Origin of the sequence: Ilyomonas limi, from assembly GCF_005233845.1 — a bacterium.
In the GTDB taxonomy this organism is placed as follows: Bacteria; Bacteroidota; Bacteroidia; order Chitinophagales; family Chitinophagaceae; genus Ilyomonas; species Ilyomonas limi.
The window spans coordinates 1-21,252 of the sequence record NZ_SZQL01000018.1; the positions used below are offsets into that span (position 1 = coordinate 1).

Here is a 21,252-nt window from a genome sequence, read left to right on the forward strand (position 1 = left end):
TATAAACCGGTAAACTTATTATTTTTGACAACTGCTTTTACAGCAAACTATACAACACTTCGCCAGCAAAACAGGTGGTCAATTTGCCACGAAATCACCTGGTCAACTTCTACGAAATATCCAGGTGCTTGTAAGGCAGTATAATAATCAAAATTTTAAAATAAATAAGCCCTGTTACATTCAATATGCTTTTAAACAACCATTTACCTGCCGTTCAATAAAGATCAAATCAAAAGGTTATAATTATCAGGCAAACCGACTGGTTGTAGAAACAAGTAATGATGGTATTCATTTTCAACAGTTAACAAGGCTTGTTCCGCCACGCACGGGATGGGAAGACAGCAGCTCGGTTACGCATTCGGTTCCTGCAACTACCGCAAAATATTTCCGTTTTGTTTACAATAATGAAGGTTCGGAGCCCGGTGCAGAAGACATTGATGCTGCCAAATGGAAACAATCATTGAGTGTGAAAGAAATAACGTTGTCATCAGAACCTTCGATCTACCAATATGAAAGTAAGAATGGGGAAGTGTGGCGCATTAGCAAAAGTGGCAACGAGCATCAATTGCCGGATTCAGTTTGCGTGCCACTTCATTCTATTATAAACATAACAGCTCATGTGGATAAAAACGGAAGATTGAAATGGAATACTCCTGAAGGAAAATGGGTAATTTTAAGAATAGGCCATACATCAACGGGTTCTACGAATGCAACCGCTGGTGGCGGCAAGGGACTTGAATGTGATAAGTTTGATACAGCAGTTGCTGCATTGCAGTTCCGTTCGTGGTTTGGTGAAACCATACAACAGGCGGGTCCTGGCCTTGCGAAGAAAGTTTTATCCATTTTTCATGTTGATAGCTGGGAATGTGGCAGTCAAAACTGGTCGCATGCATTTCCTGCAGAATTTAAGAGAAGGAGGGGCTACGACCTGATGGATTATCTTCCTGCCATGGCGGGCATTCCTGTTGAAAACAACGAAGTAAGTGAACGTTTCTTACATGATATCCGGCAAACAATTGCGCAACTGATCGTTGATAATTTTTATGGTACAATGGCTGAGCTTGCACATAGCGCTGGTTGTACATTTAGTGGCGAAAGTGTTGCACCAACTATGATGAGTGATGGAATGCTGCATTACAAAAAAGTGGATCTGCCAATGGGCGAATTCTGGTATAACAGTCCCACACACGATAAGCCAAATGACATGTTAGATGCCATTTCCGGCGCACACATTTACAACAAACAAATTGTACAGGCAGAAGCGTTCACTACTTTAAGAATGGATTGGACTGAATCTCCAGCGACTTTGAAAGCTACAGGCGACAGAGCATATGCAATGGGCATTAACCGTTTTGTATATCATGTATATACGCACAATCCTTTTACAGATCGAAAGCCGGGCATGACATTAAATGGCGTTGGCCAGTTATTTCAAAGAGATCAAACCTGGTGGAAGCCGGGAAAAGCCTGGATTGAATATGCACAACGCTGCCAGGCATTGCTACAAACCGGAAAGCCGGTGGTGGATATTGCCGTTTTTGCAGGCGAAGACGTACCGGTAAGAGCAGTATTGCCAGACAGGTTGATGAAGGTTTTGCCGGGAATTTTTGGTAAGGAAAGGATTGAAGCTGAGACCAAAAGATTAGCAAATAAAAACAGTCCGATAAAAGAACAGCCTATGGGTGTTTATGCTTCGGCTAACATTGCTAACCCAAAGGATTGGGCAGATGCTTTAAGAGGCTATAAATACGATTCATTCAATAAGGATGCTTTTTTACACACCATTGTAAAAGACGGTAAAGTTGTTTTTGAAAATGGCAATGCATATAGTGTACTTGTATTTCCAGGTTCGATGAAAATGAATCCGAATGGAGGATCTATGTCGCTTGAAGTTGTAAGACACCTTGATACATTACTGCAACAAGGCGCTACAATCATATTGCCACCTGATGCACCAGCAAAAACTTTCAACCTAAACATTGATAAGGACAAGCAATTGCATGCGCTTATACAATCAGTATATCAACAACAAAATAAAAAACGGTTTATTGCTCCATGGCAGCAGGATGATTTTGTATCAACCGGTATACAACGTGATGTGGAAATACATGATGATAAAAACGCCTCAATGACTGATTTTGCATGGACACATAGGAGAGATAATGATGTAGATATCTACTTTATTTCAAATCAAAAAGAAGAAGAAAGGTCAATCAGCATTTCATTGCGCACAAAAGGAAAAGTTCCCGAAATATGGAGTGCTGTTACAGGCTCAATAAATAAAAATCTTACATGGAAGTTTACAAATGGCAGAACAAATATCTCGCTGGACGCAGCCCCCAATCAATCCTTCTTTATTGTATTGGCAAAGCCCGCAGGCACAATAACATCGAATAACAAGATCGCATATCAGTCAAAAAAATTATTCGATTTAAACAAGAACTGGAAAGTACAGTTCGATACCGGTTTTGGTGGCCCGGAGCAGGAGATACAATTTGATTCATTAACAAGTTGGACAAAAAGTTTAGACAGCAGCATAAAATATTATTCCGGAACAGCTTCTTATCATCAAAATTTTATATTGCCATCATTGGATACAAATCAAAACAGCTATTATATACGGCTTGCCGGCGTGCATGATCTTGCAGAAGTAATCATCAATGGTAAATCATGTCGTATAACCTGTACTTATCCTTATCAGCTCGACATATCAAACGCTTTGTATAAAGGCAACAATGATATTATCATTAAAGTAACTAACACATGGCACAACCGGCTTATCTATGACAATAGCTTGCCCAAACAACAACGCATTACCTGGACGAATGCTCCATTCCGTTTGCAAGGTTGGCCACTAACACCTTCCGGTATTACAGGCAATATTTCAATTTTTATTGAATCAAAAAACAGTGATCTCCGTGCGAATAGCAAATAACAAGACTCCACTTAGCCTGAGATTAAAATTTAAAGCTTCCTGATACGATGTACTTAGACTAGAAATTTAGAGATTTTTAAAGGATGACTACCTATTTTGAAACACCCTTTTCATATACGCCGTATTAGCGCTATAGTTTCTTTTTACATTTTTAGGGTCGTTGGCATCTCTGGAGCGTTCAATAACCAACCAGCCGCTCCAGTGCCATTTATCAAGTATCGCCTTTACTTTATACATATCAATTTGTGGATCATTTTGCAGCCAAACGCTATCTTTGTTGGTGCAATGTATCTGGCAAATCCGGTCTTTACCTAAGATCTCCATCTCCTCGTACAAATCGCGGCCAGCAGTCAAAGGAGTCTCAAAATTGAAATAGATTTTTATAGCCGGTGAACCAATATCTTTTAGCAACTGCACTTCCCCTTTTGCATCCAACGATGTTTCAATGCCAATAATAACACCTGCTTTTGCTGCCATCGCGCCTATCCTTTTTAAACGGGTAACAACTGAATCTCTTACATCAGGATTTTTTACTAAATCGCATTGAATACCCATTGGTAAAAAAGCAATGTTGATATGCATCTGCTGCATGGTGAGGATGCAATCAGCAACAGTACTATCTACATTGGGACGGTTACAGAATGATTGCGAATAAAAGCCGGTCATGCCAATGGAACAAAACTGGATATCTAATGCTTTTGCCTTGTTTAGATACTGCCCGCGAACGGAATCTATAGCCAGCTTGTTATCGAATGTAGGTCTGTTGCCAAGCCCACCCATGTCAATCTCCACGCCATCAGCACCAAGGTCTTTTGTTAACTGTAATGCACTCAACTTCTGACGCTTTAATAGCATCAGGTCAATTAAACCGATCTTGTATTGCTGTTGTTTTGTCCCCGTTTGCTGTGCAGTACTACAACCACTCATTAATACAAACACACAACAGATTATTACTGCAAGCAGCTTCACTGGTTCTTTTTTAAATTATTAAAAATGGCTTCGAGTTGATCATAACCATGTATTGCAGTGGCTGGTAAGTCTTTCCCATCCTTACCAAATACAAGCATAGCATCCGTCTTCTCAACAGTTATTCCATGCTCATTAAAGTTCCCGGCAGCATCTAACAAATGTGTTGAATCGAGATTAAAATGCCTGGCTATAAAATGATATAATGCCTGTCGTTTTGAGGGTCCGTAATCATGACCTTCACCGGCTAAATGAACATTTTCAACATTGTTTGCTGCGCCATAATAACTATACATTTTTTTCAGGTATGGAAATTCGATTTGGGGTACATGATCGGTCCAGTCGCCACCATCCGAAACAATCAACTGCGGACGTGGTGCCGCCATAGCAGCTATTTCGGGGTTATTGGTGCCGCCGCCGCAAAGGTGTATTGGCATCCCAGTTTCGCAAGGGCAGCCGCCATACATATAACACGACAGCATAACCACCGGCGCACTCAATTTAATGCGGTCATCCAAAGCAGTAATCAACATCGTTTGGCTGCCGCCGCCTGAGGCACCACTGATCGCTACACGGTTGGTATCTGCATCCTTTAACGATAACATATAATCCAGTATCCGAATACTGCCTAATGCCTGCACCGCCATAGCAAGCGGGCGGCGATGATCTGCTTCATTGAATTGTAACAGAGATTCATTCCAGGCAAACAAATCATAGTCTATTGCCATGCAACCCATCTTCGCCAGCATGGCACAACGTCGCTGGCAATCGGGACGATAGCGATGACCACCGAAATGCCCGTCAGGACTTAATACAACCGGTATTTTTCCTTTGATTACAGCAGGTTTGTATAAAGAGCCGCAGATGTACACGCCGGGCAATACTTCAAAACCAATATTTTCTATAGTATAACCATCCATTTTTCTTTTGTTGGTGATAATCGGTTGTGAAGCTGGCTTTGGCGGGAGTGGCGATAGCTGCAACGCTTTATACATGCAGCTTCTTAAGGAGTCTTTGCGCAGCTCCCAGCTTTGCTGATCGTGATATTGTGCGGATAAATAGTCCAGTTTTTCTTTGCCATCTACAACAGAAGTTCTGTAATATTCGTAAGCCTTGATCTTATATTTTCCCGGATCTGTTTTTGCCGCCACTAAATCAAGTGGTGTGAGCATATTGCTCAATGTTTCATCTACATCTGTTCTATATCGCCAGTCGGCATACGTTAATGTTTTGCCTGTTACCAAACTATCAGGATAGCGAATGGAAATATTGAAACGTTTTTCCACTTGTTTCAACACTTCTGATAAAGGCTTTTTGTATTGCTCATCGGAGTTTTGTTGTGCAAAAGAATTTGTAGCTATTGCACATAGAAAGAGTATCAGTATAAAAAAGTGCTTATTCATTTTTTATATTTCGTGTTAAGTATAGTGTTACATTAATATGTTTAGAATAGAAAAAATCTTTTTGGATGCTGTTGAGATTGTAATTGTTTTAAAATGTGATTGCTTACATATAGTTTTTGTTTGTCATTTTTTTCTTGATAAAAAAGTAACCAAAAAATCAAGGATGGCAAGATCGCTCCGCGCGTTTTCCGGGCCTGCGTCTCCACTCTGCCTAAAGCGCATCTTTGTTTTTGGCTGGATGGTTCCGCTAACGAAAATGTTATGTGCACTTGTGTTCATTGGCCCCACTGAAATTGAAATTAATTTATTGTAATAGTGCGTTGAGTCTTCAATATAATAATCCCTTTGAGTAGTTGAATTAATGAAGTTTATTAATACAGTACCAACTAAACATTTCAGGTTATTGCAGGTTAGTCTCCAACCAAAATGAAGCGATTTCTTCAAAACGTATTTAGCTGACAATCTACTAAACACCACCTACTGTTTACGCTACCTTACAACTTTTGATTTACCAGCTAATGCCAAAGGCAATCCCATCCATCCACTGCGTATTCACGAAAGCCGCAAGTAACACTTTGTTATCCAAACCAACTACCAAGCAGTAGAAATCCCTCTTAGACAATATGGAGGCGTTGGCCCGGCAAAACGCGCGGAGCGATCGTGTTTGCCTTGAACTTTTTTGTTGCTTTTTTCTTTTAAGAGAAAAAAGCAAGACGACAACTTAGTGTAAGCAAGCACACTTGAGAGCTTTAGAAGCATACAGCATGCAAAACAGGTTTTCTATTCTAAATGTACTAATATGCCAGTTCATTTGTATGCACAGGCTCTATTTGTAATCTGTTGCACCAGCTTAAAAAATTATCATATATCTCATCCAGTGTTCCTTTTTGCTGCGGCGTTAGTGCCAGTGCATGTGCCCTGCTGATGGTGCGCACCGGCAATCCCCGCTTTTGCAAAAAATATTTTGCGCTCATGGGATATGCAATATGAATCAGTGGGTCCACTCTTGTCAACTCCGATTGAAGCCAGCGTACTTCTTCCTGTTTATCGGGGTTGGTGGCATTATTACACATCCACACTAAAATTTCAGGATAAAAATTTCCTGAAATAGAGGACATACCTTTTGCGCCCATCTGCAAGGAATACATAGCATTGGGTGTATGTGCATCATAAAACTCCAGCGTATTGTTATTTTTTGCAACTGCCAATTTAGCTTTTACCTGTTCCAGTTCAATAGAAGTATCTTTATGATAAACGAAACGGTTGGTGTCCAATAAAGTTTTAAAGATATCGGCACTTAAAATTCTTTTGTAGGGAGCAGGACATTCATATAAGCCAAGCGGAATATCATCTGTAAGTTGGAGCATTGTTTCAAAATTGCGCAGCAGCACTTCATCATTATCTTCCACTTTTGCATAATGCCCGGTAATCAGTATTCCTGCATCAATACCGGCATCATAAATCTTTTTGGTAAACTCCGCTTTATCCTGAATGGTTAAACCAAAAGAGCTGGTTGCTACAATAGGTACACGACCATTTACATATTGTACCACATGCTTTGTAAGTTCCAGCCGCTCATCTTCGGTTATGCTGTACATTTCGCTGCTGAGGCAGTTGGCAAAAAAACCTTTTACGCCTGCAGCTAAATAAAAATCAATCAGTGCTGATACTGCGTCCAGATCAATCTCCGCTTTCAAGTTGAACGGCGTAATCATTACCGGAACAAATTTTTTTTCTGTCGTGTTCATATACATATTTTTAAGCTCCAAACCCATGAAGGGGAATATAATAAATATTCATCTCATACCGTTTCTTTAAATTCTTCATTCACCACCATTCTGCTTCTTTTTCTTTTCCCTGCCGTTAATAACAATCCTACTAAAAAGATAGTTAAGGTGCCCACTACAACAATCATATTCTGATGTAATGGATTTATTAAAAAGGCATATTTAGCAGGAATGCTGTCCGAAAAAGTCATCCATAAGATTACCATAACACCAATGATGGTTGCGGTAAATGCTTCATGTCCTGTTGCTCTGCGGCTTATAATGCCCAGGAGAAATAACCCCAGCATGCCGCCTGCAAAAATGCCGGAAAGCTGCCACCATATATCGAGTAAACTTTTTACACCAATCATCGCAATGCCTGTGCTCAGCCCCATCAAACCAAACACCATAGTAGAAATATACAATGCACGTAATTTTTCTTTTTCAGTTGCAGTTGGATGAAAGTACCTTTTATAAATATCCATTGTAAAAACGGTTGCAGATGCATTCATTCCGGAACTGATGGTGCTCATGGCTGCAGACAAAATAGCAGAAATAATAAGCCCCGTAACACCGGTAGGAATCTGGGTAACCATAAAATGAGGCAATACTTTATCGCCGTAATCAGCAGGCTTTAAGGTGGAAGCAAGCTGTGTGATTTCAATGGAGGACGCAGTTGTTGAGAGCCTTTCACCTGCCACCTGTTGCTTTACGGTTTCAATCAACTCGGGATGAACCTGGTAATAGGTAAACAAAGCAGTACCGATGATGAAGAACAATAAGGAAACAGGAACATATAAAGCCACACTTAACCAAACTGATTTGGATGCCTGCTTTGCAGATGCTGCCGTATGGTACCGCTGCACATAATTTTGGTCTATGCCAAAATTATTGAGATTCATAAAAAACCCATAGAACAACACCACCCAGAATGTAGATTCTGTGAAGTTGGGCGAGAAACTTCCAAGACTGAATTTTTGATGGCTTTGTGCAATTGTAAATACTGTTTTAATGCCACCAGGAATGCCTGCAATCAAAAGGTAAAGAATTAACAGCGCACCTAACGTTTTAATCACCGCCTGAACAACTTCTGTCCATATCACAGCTTCCATTCCGCCCAAAACGGTATAGAGAATAATGCATACGCCAACTACAATCATAATGACAGACATGGAGTAACCCGTTAATGCCTGCAAGCTTAAAGCAATACCAAAAAACACAGAGCCGATGCGTGCCAGTTGCGTCAATAAAAAGCAAATAACGGTATAGGTTCGTGCCCAGGCACCAAAACGTTTTTCAAAATGTTCATACGCCGAAATGTTGCCCGACCTTCTATAAAACGGAACGAAATAACGTGAAGCTATCCACGCAGCTGCGGGCATTGAAATACTAAAAACAAAAGCGTTCCAGTTGCTGCCAAATGCTTTGCCCGGCACGCCTAAAAAAGTATTGCTGCTTAAAAAAGTGGCATAAATAGAAAGTCCTATTGCCCAGCCGGGAATAGTGCCCGATGCTTTTGTAAACTGCTCCGGGTTTTTGTTTTTTCGCATGAAATAAAAACCTACCAGCACCATAGCAGCGAGATAAATTAAAATGATGGTAATATCCAATATGGGCAAATTATTCATTGAGTATTTTTTGTTCGCTACTAAGTTACAAAGTCATGAAGCAGTGTGATTACAACTTGGAATCTTTATGTTATGATGGCAAAAATGGTCTTATCTATATGGCGTTATCAGTACCGTTGCCGGTTAAATAAAATTACTCTTCCTCTTTATCATTAGCATTCTTTCTATTATTCCAGCCCGATGTATTTAAATCTATCATTTGCAATTGCGATGGATCTATCTTTACATATTTGATCTTCTGCCGGCGCCAGGTGTACACAATGTGTATCATACCATCTTTTGATTGTATTACCGAAGGATAAGAATACTGGCTGATGGGAGAATCTTCGAGCACCAGCGATGCATACCATTGTTTCCCATCTTTCGACAAAGCAATATTTAATGGTGTTCTGGCACCTTTGCCATTCTTTGCATCTGCAGGAGGTAATACATGATTGTACACGATTAATTGCCTGCCATCCTGTAAAGTTACTGCATCCGTTCCTGAGTTGTTATTTGGCAGTTCGGTGCAGGTTAAAGGTGTCCATGTTGTACCACCATCCTTGCTCCAGGACGATGCTACACATCTATTTTTTGTTCTGCATAATAACTGTAAACGACCATCCTTATAAGTAAGTAAACTGGGCTGTATTGCCTGTATGGAAGAGTCTGTTTGTATAGGACCAATCATCTTCCATGTTTTACCTGCATCATGGGTGACCTCGAGATGCACATTCCAGCCTTCACCCTCCGTACTGGATGGACAAAAGAGCTGATTACCCACCATCACCGGTTTGTTTTTGATAGGTCCGAGATACCCTTCGGGTAATGCTTCTGCTGCACTCCAGGTGGCACCATTATCTTTAGAACGCTTCAGCCAGCCTTTCCATTTAGAAGGACTTCGACCCACTTTATAAAACAGCAATAAATCACCTTTAGGCATTTGGTACAAAACGGGGTTCCAGCAGGCATAGCGCAAGGTATCGTTGATAATGCCATCTGCCACCTGCACCGGCGTTTGCCACTTATTATTTACCCGCCTGCTTACGTAAATACAAACATCGGGATTGCGTTCTTTGGTGCCACCAAACCAGGCGGCCACCAGCCCTTTTGGCGTCTCTGCTATAGTGGCTGCATGGCAGGATGGATATGGTGCGGTATCGTAAATAAATTCATCGGTAACAATGCCTTTCTGCCAGTCTGTTGATTGAGAGGAAGCTGATGTTATTATAAATAAAAGAGCGGTTATTGCTATAAAATATTTAAGCATAATTAATTTATTGAGATGATTTAGCGGCGGCAGCTTTCTTTGCTTTTTGTGCATTCACATACGCTTTAAACAACTCGTGCCAGTTGCGACCATTTGCATTCAAATATTGTTCGTTCTTCGTTTTATAAATTTCAAAGATGGCAGAGATCTGTTTCATGCTTTTATAATCCACTGCCTGCGCTCTGGCTTTCTCTAAGTTGCCTTGTATTACAGCCTCTTCCTGTGCTGTTAAATCAGGCACTATTGCCTTATAGCCGTTCATGGTGAAAGCTACTTTACCAATCGTGTATTTATCCAAAATAGCATTTACCTGCTCATCCGTTAAGTCTGTATGCAGCCCGTTCATTAAGTTTTCATGAATAGACTTCGGCATAGCAGAGTTAGCAATGATTTGCCTGTCGAGTTCGCTTAACGGATCACCCGTTCTTGGGTCAATGCCTGCGGGAACGGAGGTGTAAGGATGTGTATTATTCCATTCGCGAATTGCTTTTAGATGCGTGGCAATCACCGCTGTTACACGCTGCGTTTTAGCAGCATCATTCAAATTAAGAGTAGCAACCCATTCACCAGCCTTCTGCTCTATTTCCGTATTGGCCTTTGCTTCAGCATTTGCATCCTGTGCATATATGACTGTTGCTGAACTAACCAGCAGTAACAATAAAAAAGTTTTAAAATAATTTTTCATAGGCTTTGTTTTAAAGATTTGATATAAATGGATTCCTCGCAATCATATTTATTGTTGCTTCTTATGGTCTATCGCCGGTTAACTTCCGGCTTTCATCACTTACAATTGAAAGATGATGCGAATATTATAAGTGATTTGCATAGTATGTACAGCTTCATAAATGTTATTCTCCCGAAAGGTTGAAGTACAACGTTACATTTTTCGAATAAGTACCATCGTTTCCATAATCGTAATACATATTCGGCTCGCCTGAAGGACCCATTTTTTCAGGCTTTTGAGACTTGGTACCAATAGGTGTTATGGCATGCATAAACGATATATCGCCATCAGGAAATGGAGGTGCCGTGTTGTAAGGTTTGGCTGCAAACTTTGGCGTAAACAGGCGCAAAAAAATATCTTCGCTGGCACACACAATCGTAATGGGCTGTGCTGTAGTTATCAGCTTCATCCAATAAAAGTTGGAGTAATAACCTTTAAATTCAGGATACACCCAATCTTCGCCGGTGGAGGTATTGTTGTATTGTTTATCCCATACATTTAGCGTAGTGCCTTTCATGCGATTTTTCCATACACGATAAGGACCATTACCCAGGTATTCAACTGCTTTCACATTCGCTTCGGGATAATGAAAATTGATGCCGAGCAAAGGATATTCATACTGCGCCGGAAAATATTGCGCATCTAATTGTATCCATCCGGAGGGATAAATTGTCCACCTTAATTGCTGCCATAAACTTTTCTTTTTAAATGCAGCTTCCACCACAACAGCCGTATCGTTTTGATGATAAGTTACACTTTGCGGAAGTTCGCTACTTGAGGTGAGCTGCGGACCGTTAGTAAATGGAATAATGCCTTTTTCATTTTTAACCTGCACCAGTTTTGCTGTATTGCGGCTGATATGAAATGTAATATTGTTCGCCGTAATAACATACAATGAATCCTGCTCTGTAACCTGTACTTTATTATTGCCATTTTTGTGTACTATTTCATTAGCAATATCTGCAGGTTGCTTCACAGGAAAACTCCATGTATAAATTTCTCTGCCATGCGGGTCGCTTGCTGTTACATACAACACATCATATTGCATAAAATCTTTCGGTAACTGCAATTGCAAGGTTCCTTTTTCTTCGGGTTTAATATCCGGTGCAGTAGCTTTTCCGGTAATTTCTTTTTTATTGGATGAGTCGTATGGTGTTGGTAATTTGGAAAACTTCCAGCTAAAACTGCACTGATTGATATTGGTAAAGAAATAACGGTTTTCTATCGTAAGTTTTCCATCAAATTGCGGTGTTATTTCCCTGTGTTCAACATACACCGGGCTCCATATCTCTTTGATGGTGTAATAACTTCCCTCTTTTTCGTGATAGGGTCCCACAATACCATCCGGCGCATGATCTTTATCATTATCAATCATGCTATCCCTGTCTGTCCGCACCACCCCCTCATCGGCAAACACCCATAAAAATCCGCCGGCAGATAGCGGATTATTCCACATCAGATTCCAGTAATCATCCAGTCCTGCACCATGACCGCCATCATATAAGCCGTGCAAAAACTCTGTTGGAAAAAATATCTCATGACCATGTGCATGTGTGCCATTGCCATAATCGTAATTAATGTAATGCTGGGTATCGGTATGCCTGAATATTGCCCAGGGATGAATTAACGGGCGATGCTGAATATCATATTCATCAAACAAATGATCGAGGTCGAAATTAAAACCACCTTCGTTACCATTATCCCAAATAACAATAGACGGATGATTTACATCGTGAGCAATCATTTCTTTTACCAGTTTACTGCCTGCTTCCGTATCATAGTTCTGGTGCCAGCCGGTCAGTTCATCCAGTACCATTAAGCCCAACGAATCGCAGGCATCGAGGAAATGCGCATCCGGCGGATAATGACTCATACGCACCGCATTCATGTTCATATCTTTCATCATCTGCACATCGGCAATACTTAATGCTTTGCTGGTTGTTCTGCCGGAGGAAGGCCAGAAAGAATGATGACATACACCTTTGAACTTGATCTTTATGCCATTGAGATAGATGCCATCTCCTGGTCTTAATTCCACCGTTCTGAATCCAAATTTCTGTTCAACAGTATGAATAATATTATTGCCGCTTTTAAGGGTAAAAACGGCTTTGTATAAATTAGGAAATTCCGGTGTCCAGGTTTTTATATCATTAGCTTTTGCTTGTAGTGTAACAGTCGTATCATTGTCCTTTAGTGCAGCGTTGAATGTATTACCAACCTGCTTGCCATCTGAAGTATATAAAGCGCACTCAACAGTATTTGCAGCTTTAATATCATCTAACTGAAGTTGCGCGTTAAAGGAGCCATCCGCCAAAGCATTCACTGCCACATGACTAATATTTTCCGCAGGTAAACACTCGAGAAACACAGGTCTGAAAATGCCGCCGAAGATCCAGAAATCACCATGCCGTTCTGCTTTGTTTACCGATTCATTGGCTGAATGCTTAGATACAGTTACCTCCAGTAAGTTATCTTTTCCGTACTTCAACAGCTTACTGATATTGTATTTAAAACTATAAAAAGACCCCTGGTGTTTAGCACCTGCAGCTTTACCATTTATCTTTACTTCCGTATCTGTCATGCTGCCTTCAAAAACAATATTTACTTCTTTGCCTTTCCATGCAGCTGGCACATTAAAATGGTACTTGTATAAGCCCTGTTCTTTACCTCGCACAGAATCTTTATCAAGACCATAATTGTATTTGCCAAAGCCCTGTAATTCCCAGCACGACGGCACAGCAATAGTGGTCCATTTGCCGGAGTTTCTTCCTGCGGTGCAATAGAACTGCCATTGCCTGGTATCATCTTTTCCGGTGCCTGATAAATATTGAATCTGTGTTTGCTGGGCATAAGTGTGTATGCAAACAAATAACGTAAAAACGATGAAAAATTTTTGGCTCAATTTCATGTATTCAATTCCTGATTAAAAGACTTAAAACTTTAATGCTGATTTTAAATGTGTGATGTTATTTTAGGCAGCGGTGTATGACACTTGTAAGTGTCTGATACCTGTATTGCACACTACATCTTTGCTTCCAACCTTTGCATATGCGCTGCAAAAGCCACTTTCTTACCATCCACCCAAACGCTCAAACCTTTACCACGGTTGTATTTTGTGCCATCTGCATCCCAGATAATAGTAACCGGCTTATTATGATACATCACTTTATCCAGGCAAAACCATTTCCATGTATTTTCTGGAATCAACGGGTTCACTTCAATAATATCATCGGTACGTGGACGTAACCCTACCAGACCAGTTATAATTAAATCATTAAAAGTAGAATGGTTATAATAACGGCTTCGCTCTGCATCGCCTTTCAACCAGAAGCCTGTAGAGTCATCCAGGTACTCACCAATGTAAGGTCTGCCACGGTAATATTGCGATTCCACATAGGTTTCCAACAAATCAAAATAATCGGTTTTGTTAACCACGGTTTGATGATAGTTATTCATCAGGTTTGCCATTGCCGTCATGGTTTGCGAAGTAGCAAACGGCCAAACGGCGCCGTCCCATTCGCACTTACAGCAACCATGTGTTCTGAATGCTGAATCGCTACGCTCTACCGTGGCTATACCAAATGGTGCATTGAATTTTTTGTTATCCATCAATGCATTCCATGCCACATTGTATTTTTCATCCGGCATGTTGAAATACCAGGGAATAAAACCCACCTCTTCCCGTACGTTGGCACTTTGCATATCCTTTTTAGCTGTTTCAAAGAAGCTATCGGTACTGTTCCATAAATATTGATTAACCAATTGCTTTATAGTATCTGCTTTTGCATTGTATAAAGCAGCTTTATCCTTATTTCCTGCCAATGCCTCCATCTTTGATAGCGCCATTGCATTACCATACATATAGCTGTTGATGGTGGGACGTGCATTCTGCTCGTGCCTGCCACCGCTGATGGTTTCTTCCATGCCGTCTTTTACATCGGTCTGCCAGAACAATCCATTGGGTAAACGCTTTTCGTTTTCCCATCTTGCGTAATCGGTTTCCAGGTCGGGCAGCATATCTGTCATAAAAGCACTATCCTTATTTACTTTGTACAAGTTGTACATGGCGTTCATTGTCCAACTGCTAAACGAATGCAGTTTGCTCATAGGCTTGCCATCCTTACCACGATACCAAACATGAATGTCATCTTTTACATATTGCTGGTTGTGAAGCCAGCGTGCTTCGTAAATATGATGCCCCAATGCACAAGCTATCAGGTTGTATTTATCAGCATAAGTACGTGGTACCAAAAACTCCGTAAACGCATAGCCCACCGGCGTTTTGATGATGTGCTTGCGGAATGTCCACCAACGGTAATAATAGATTTCTTCAAAGTTGTATTGCGGGCACTCAAAGAGGGGAATATTGGCTTTCATCCATTGCCACGATGAATCATTTGGGATAGCACCTTTGATATTTTCATCTTCCATCGTATTGAAATAATCTACAAAATGCTGAAAGCTATCCGCCTGCAAAACACTTCTATTAGCATTAGCAGCAGTCATTCTCTGGGTGAATGCACAACTGCTGAACAGTATTATCAAACACAATCCTATCGTATAGCTTCTTATCATTAATCAACCTGTTTTTGTGTACAGAATTGGGTTATATAAAATACAGCAGGTGTAGCTTTTGCACCGGCATTGGGCAAATCAAAATCCTGATCAGTTGGGGTATCTGCATTGGGAAAGCGGTTGACAGCGCCGGTACGGAATGCGATACGTTCTATTGCATGCAAAGGCTGAAAGAAAAGATTATTGCCAATACTTTTTCCATTCACCGAAATAGTGTAAAATCTTGTTGCAGCATTCAATTGTATATGAAAAGAATAAGAAGAATCTGCTTTATAATTAAAGAGCTTTTTGTTGCGATAGCCCGACTTTACATAGCACTCACCGGTAGAATCAAATGCAATGCGGATACCCGGTAAGCCTCCCTTATCAACAAACTCCACCTCTAATAAACCCGCATTATTTTGTGCAGGAACAATAGTAAAGTCGGCAGTCATTCTAACAGCGGCAGGAATGATTCTTTCTGCTTTTGCATAATCAAAAGGATCTTGATCCTGCAGCTTAATTGCCTGAACATTATCTTTTGTTTTTGCCATTGAAACAGGTGCCCATAAAGGACTGTAAATATTCCATTTTTGTAAGGAAGCAAGATTGGTTACTGTATCAAAAACATCATGTGCATCAGTAGTTGCACCTGCGGTAACAGGTACAGGAAGACTACTCACCCAAATGTCTTCTTTGTTCATGCTGTACGTCACCCACAAATTACCATCAGGTGGTGTACCGTTTCCTTCAATGATACCACGCACATATTGCGGACCATACGATTTGTAATTGCCTCCATACCGCATCTGTGTTATTTCACCATTCACCAGCAACAGATTTTTATAGTTCCATCCATCCTCACTAACAGAGATAGCCAGGGGCCAGCGGAACTCCGAAGGGTTATACACGGTCGCATATTTGTTATCCGATGTTTTTTGTCCCCAGATCTTGGCATTTGCATTCACAAAAAAAGGCGCTCTGGTAGGATTATATTGCCACGATTTGCCTTCATTCGTACTTACCGATGTTAAAGCATACTTCCACAAGCCAACTACCTTTCCATTTGGCAGGTGGTAGTAATTAAAAGCTTTATATTCTTTCTGTAATGGAATCAACGGGTCATCCCTGTCAGCTTCTTCATTCCATTGCTGCATCATTAATGATGTTGCCATTAACTCGCTACATGCCTTAATAAAACCCTTATCTTTTGACTTCATATAAAAAGGATAGTCGGTATTTTTTTCATTCCAGTTATGATTATAATGCAGGAAATATATCGGACCATAACTGCCATCTTTATACACTTCTCTCACCACGCGACCAATGCCATTGCCATCATTTGGGTCATCATGCGCATCCAAACAAATACCATAATACCCCAGCACCAGCAAACGGTTGTCTTTTGAAACATAAAAGCCCATGCGCTGATGCATAACGGCGTATAAATTCTTTGCAACATTTGGATTGCCCGGTTTTGTTGTTCCATCAGGAACTTTATACACCGGGAATATAACTTCCGGCTTTGACCACTTATAACCATCTTTAGAATGTAGCAATAAGGTATGACCGGGTGGTACGCTTTCGCCAACAGAATCACTTAAATATTCCACATAAAAAGTGTTGTTCCAATAGCAAAGCATCGGTGCATGATTATATGTCCAGCCAAAGCCTTCCGCTTCCTCCGGATGTTGCCTGTTGGCGCGAAATATTTGTATGTTATGTACACCAACAGCTGGCTGTAACATACCATGATGATAATCTACATTCACCAACGTATTGCCGCAATACCGTATGGTATCCTGCGCAAAAACTTGCTGTGATATCATCAACAACAGAACTAATAGAATTATATGGCTCGTAATACATTTCATGATGACCTATCCTTTTACTGTTTGCATCCAAGCGTCTGCCATTAACTGAGTGCCGGCAACAGTTGGATGAACACCGTCAATCGTCCAGTAAGAGGCCGGTGCCGATTTCATTGCTTTTTCATAAATGGATTGATAAGGGATGAATACTGCATTGAACTCTGCTGCAATGTCTTTTGCTGCCTGCCGGTAGCCATCAAAAGCAGGGAACCATTTATCATCTACTGCTTTAACACCTTTTAATGCGTATGGTTCGCCGATAATGAGTTTAACATCGGGCAATGCAGTTAACGTGCGTTTCAGCAATGCTTTATAATCGTTGGTGTAGGTTTCCAAAGTGCCTTGGTATCCATTTACCAGTGTGTGCCAAAAGTCATTTACGCCAACCAAAATGCTTAATACCGTTGGTTTGATAGCAAGGCAATCTGCTTCCCATCTCTCAGCAAGCTGATATACTTTATTACCACTAATACCTTTATTGTAAATGCTCAAATTTTTGGAAGGATATTTATACAACAATTCAGCCGCAGCCAAATGCGCATAACCACCACCTAATGCGGAAGCATCGTTGGCATCCATATCTGTTTTTTTTCTGCCCGCATCTGTAATAGAATCGCCCTGGAACAGTATTATATCGCTTGAATTTAATGTTATTTTAGGCAATTTTGCTGATGGAGCGGCTTTGAGTATAGCAGGCAGGCTTACAGATGCAATGCCAGATAAAGCAGCACGTTGTAAAAATTGTCTTCTGTTATTTATCTGTTCTTTCATAGTTACGTTGTTTATTATTGCTGAACTTATTTTAATCTCTATTGCAGCTTTTTGATATCTTTTTTTGTGACAAGTACTATCGTTCCGTGTTTATGTCCTGTCGGAATGGATATTTCCTTTGTTGCCCCAAACAGACTTTAATGCGATTTATAAACCATTTAGTTCTGTTTATTCAATTACATAGCAAGATATGTTCTTGTTAATACCATGTTTATTTTGAACTTAACCAAAGCACCAATTCTGTTGACTGCGGCTTAGCTACAGCTACACCTGGGGCTATTTTTATTTTTTTATTTGCGATTGTTTTTCCTGTTGCAGGATCAATCCACACAGCGTGGTATGTTCTTGAAATCACAGGCGCTTCTAAATGAACAGTACGACCGTTATTGTTGCTGTAAATAATCAGGTCTTTTGAAGGACTCATCAGCACCAACTGAGCACTGTCTTTTGAAAGCGGTTGCGGCTGCATCCTGCTTGCTGCCTTTAAAAACGATTTATTTTGTAAGGTAGGAAGCACCGGCAATGAACCACCGCCCATTAAAACAGCCCATCCAAAATGATCATAATTATCCGCATTGTAGATAACGACTTTAGTGGGATAGCGTAATTTGTATTCACTCACTGCATGATACACATCTTCAAAAGTTGCGGCTTTGGGTTTCAGCAATCTTGCATGCTGACGCGGTGCTAAATGCTGTCCTCCTTTCGGTGCGTACAACTCACCTTGGCGTTGATAATTCCAATAACGGATGTCAATTACATCCACCACATCGCTGTAGTTTTTGTTTGTCAAAATAGAATCCTGAACATCCTTTGTGGTACTAAGCGCAATGAGTTCTTTTTTGTTATGCGCTGCTTCCCAATTCCTGATGGTATTGAGCCAGAACTGAACAAAATGTAACGGACCGGTATATTCAGCAGAGATAAACTGAATGACATTGCTGTTACCAGCAAAGTTGTTTAAACAGTGATTGATGTAAGCAATATTCAATTCCCTGCGATGTGCATTGGTGGTATCGTAAAATTGCTCCGCCATGAAATTGCGTTTATCGCCTGCATAATTTGGCGGCTCCGGAAAACCTGTATTGTTGATGTTGTTTGCTGTGCGCCAGGGAAAGTCAACATAGTGCGCCCCTGCTTCTAAAATGTTATGCTGAAAATAATTTTGATGGAACAGTACTAATCCGTTTGCATCTGCTAAATCTGCAAATTTTTGTAAACGGTTCCAGTACCATTTATTGTATTTAGTCAAATTGTATTTACTTAAGCCATCCCATGCGGTATCTTTTCCGCTTCTTGCAAAAGGCAATTCATAATACGGTGGCCATACATCACCATCCATGCGGCGTATGCGTTCATGGTCATCTCTTCTTCTTTCGTACCATAAAGCATAATTATGGTCGATGGTAACGATGTGATGAGCAAGCATTGTATCCACTACATCATGCAGATCATCGGTTAAACCCTGACCTGTTCTGCCCGGCACCCATCTGGTAATGTGTGGCTTTGATTGTAACAATCCTTTCGGATCAACACTGCCATTCCACCATTGCACATCTGTTTTACCGCCGCTTACCACCGTATCATTTATCACCAGCCAACCATTTGTAATTGTAAGCGACGGTTCTTTTGTATGAATAACGGGTTTGGGTTGCTGAATGTCATTTATGGTAATAGCCCCTTGTGCATTGGTATTAACAGGATGTCTTTGTGGCGATTGCTCAATCCAATCTAAAACAGTTATTGCAGGTTGCATAGCAGAATCGGAAAGTGCTGCAGCCTGTTGCACTGTCGGACTGCTGGTTGCGTTTGTTGTTATGTGAAACAAATCATCTCTCCCTTTAGCAGCATCTCCAATGCGCTGTTGTAACTGGTAATAATACAAACTCCAGGGCTCAATACTATTGTTCGATTCAGCCCAAAAACCATCGCCGGCAAACTGGCTCCATGAACCAAAAGCCCAGTTTTGAGCCGTTGGCGGTTGGTAACAATCAATGCGTGCAGCGCTGCAATTCCAGCAAACGCTATTGGCAGATGCCCAGCCTGCACCTTGTCCATCCTGACCTCTGTTCATAAAGGAGATAGCATTGCCATCCACATACATAATATCCATTAAAGTACCCGATGCCCAGCTATTAATGCCACCGCTGAAACTATACGGCAAATACGATTCGCATTGTACAAAAGCATTTGGTCCGGGTGCACAATAGCCTGTTGCAAAATCATGAAAACCATGCTCGGCATAACAATGTTTGAAGAGTATTTGCTGACCATTAGTAAAGAACGTAATGCGTCGCCAGCCACCAATTTCGGATACTGGTTGCAGCGATGCGCAATCTTCAACAGAGATGCGTTTGGTAGTTTCCCAGGCGGCTACTGCTGAGCCTGCAAAATGCCTGAATGTTATCTGCCTTACCCATACATCCTGCGCATTATTAATGTTGATGGCAAACCAGCGGTGTGCCTCATCTTTTGGGTTGGATGTATCATACGCCGACACCAACTGCATGTTCTCCACACCACATTGCTGCACCCTTCCATTCCATGTGTATTTTGAAACAGTGGCATGTGTAAGCGTGGAATCAATGGCAGTGGTGATGGGCGCATCTACCGTAATAATATTGCCGTTAACAGCAGTGATCGTTCTATCCCAATCCAAAAATCTTTCGCCGGGCTTCCAGCCTAAAGCTGATAAGCCGCCACCAAATGTTTTGGTGTGAATGGCATCAATCCATTTTTCCGTGAATGGAACATGAATAATAATAGGATCGCCCTTTTTGAAAGCGTTAGCTGCCAGCGTTAGCTGCATACTGTTTACCGGCACATACGCATCTGTTACTGCAATGGTGTCCAATAGTTTTTTATCGCTAACACCGCCTACATTAATCAGTGTTGCCCGGTCTGTTCCTGCGCCATATAAAATTGTTCCGCCTTCCTGCATGCCGCTGCCCCTTAATACCACGCCGTTTTTATTCAGGTATAAACTTCCTTCAACAGTATAAGTACCTTTTTGCAGCAACACTGCCCCGCGAACGCCATTGCTGTCTGCAGGGAGTTTTGCAACATAGTTGATGGCATTTTGAATAGCTGCTGTTGCATCACCATTCATCACCGGTACAACTATTTTTACCGGAACATCTGGTATTTCCTTTTCACCTGCACTATAACCTGCATAAGAAAAATCGGGTATGCGGTTACCTTGTGCGTCGGTATTAAAGATTAACGAATCATTGCCCGACCAGCAAATAGGATCAGTGCAAACCTTTTTCTTTTGCGCATAAAGAGAAGAAACAGCCGGTTGCATAAAGCAAGCGGCGGCTGTTAATACAATAAACTTTACATAATTCCTTTTCAATTGTACAAATACAGGTTGTAGCATGAACAA

The 21,252-nt window shown here is 41.0% G+C and carries 12 protein-coding genes; 1 reads left to right on the forward strand and 11 read right to left on the reverse strand.

What is annotated here, in order from left to right:
• The first annotated feature begins 124 nt into the window (after positions 1 to 124).
• Complete coding sequence (locus tag FC093_RS18765; protein WP_137263349.1) at positions 125 to 2,935, forward strand: glycosyl hydrolase; 2,811 nt, start codon at positions 125 to 127, stop codon at positions 2,933 to 2,935.
• An 87-nt stretch (positions 2,936 to 3,022) separates the two neighbouring features.
• On the opposite strand, the gene FC093_RS18770 is transcribed toward FC093_RS18765, so the two are convergent.
• From FC093_RS18770 to FC093_RS18820, 11 genes are all read right to left on the reverse strand, one after another.
• Positions 3,023 to 3,904, reverse strand: coding sequence for a sugar phosphate isomerase/epimerase family protein (locus tag FC093_RS18770; RefSeq protein WP_240743364.1), 882 nt, complete (start codon positions 3,902 to 3,904; stop codon positions 3,023 to 3,025).
• A complete protein-coding gene (locus tag FC093_RS18775; RefSeq protein ID WP_137263350.1) occupies positions 3,901 to 5,304 on the reverse strand; it encodes a DUF4974 domain-containing protein in 1,404 nt (467 codons plus the stop codon). Before FC093_RS18775 ends, FC093_RS18770 begins: the two co-directional genes overlap by 4 nt.
• A 794-nt stretch (positions 5,305 to 6,098) precedes the next feature.
• On the reverse strand, positions 6,099 to 7,052 hold the full coding sequence (locus FC093_RS18780) for a dihydrodipicolinate synthase family protein (RefSeq protein ID WP_137263351.1): 954 nt from the start codon (positions 7,050 to 7,052) through the stop codon (positions 6,099 to 6,101).
• 53 nt (positions 7,053 to 7,105) lie between these two features.
• Positions 7,106 to 8,698 (reverse strand): sodium:solute symporter, encoded by a 1,593-nt coding sequence (locus tag FC093_RS18785; RefSeq protein WP_137263352.1) that lies wholly within the window; start codon positions 8,696 to 8,698, stop codon positions 7,106 to 7,108.
• Positions 8,699 to 8,831: 133 nt separating this feature from the next.
• On the reverse strand, positions 8,832 to 9,947 hold the full coding sequence (locus FC093_RS18790; protein ID WP_137263353.1) for a sialidase family protein: 1,116 nt from the start codon (positions 9,945 to 9,947) through the stop codon (positions 8,832 to 8,834).
• A 7-nt stretch (positions 9,948 to 9,954) separates the two neighbouring features.
• Complete coding sequence (locus FC093_RS18795; RefSeq protein ID WP_137263354.1) at positions 9,955 to 10,632, reverse strand: DUF3826 domain-containing protein; 678 nt, start codon at positions 10,630 to 10,632, stop codon at positions 9,955 to 9,957.
• Positions 10,633 to 10,795: 163 nt separating this feature from the next.
• On the reverse strand, positions 10,796 to 13,579 hold the full coding sequence (locus FC093_RS18800; protein WP_137263355.1) for a glycoside hydrolase family 2 protein: 2,784 nt from the start codon (positions 13,577 to 13,579) through the stop codon (positions 10,796 to 10,798).
• Positions 13,580 to 13,692: 113 nt separating this feature from the next.
• Positions 13,693 to 15,246, reverse strand: a complete 1,554-nt coding sequence (locus FC093_RS18805) for an MGH1-like glycoside hydrolase domain-containing protein (protein WP_137263356.1) — start codon at positions 15,244 to 15,246, stop codon at positions 13,693 to 13,695.
• The gene (locus FC093_RS18810) at positions 15,246 to 17,054 is read right to left on the reverse strand and encodes a sialidase/neuraminidase family protein (protein WP_137263357.1); all 1,809 of its coding nucleotides are present in this window, start codon (positions 17,052 to 17,054) and stop codon (positions 15,246 to 15,248) included. Before FC093_RS18810 ends, FC093_RS18805 begins: the two co-directional genes overlap by 1 nt.
• Before the next feature lie 51 nt (positions 17,055 to 17,105).
• Positions 17,106 to 17,867 carry an SGNH/GDSL hydrolase family protein gene (locus tag FC093_RS18815; RefSeq protein WP_137263358.1) on the reverse strand — a complete coding sequence of 254 codons (762 nt, stop codon included), beginning with the start codon at positions 17,865 to 17,867 and terminating at the stop codon, positions 17,106 to 17,108.
• A 211-nt stretch (positions 17,868 to 18,078) separates the two neighbouring features.
• Positions 18,079 to 21,246: a DUF6298 domain-containing protein gene (locus FC093_RS18820; protein ID WP_240743365.1), complete on the reverse strand. Its 3,168-nt coding sequence runs from the start codon at positions 21,244 to 21,246 to the stop codon at positions 18,079 to 18,081.
• Positions 21,247 to 21,252: the final 6 nt, after the last annotated feature.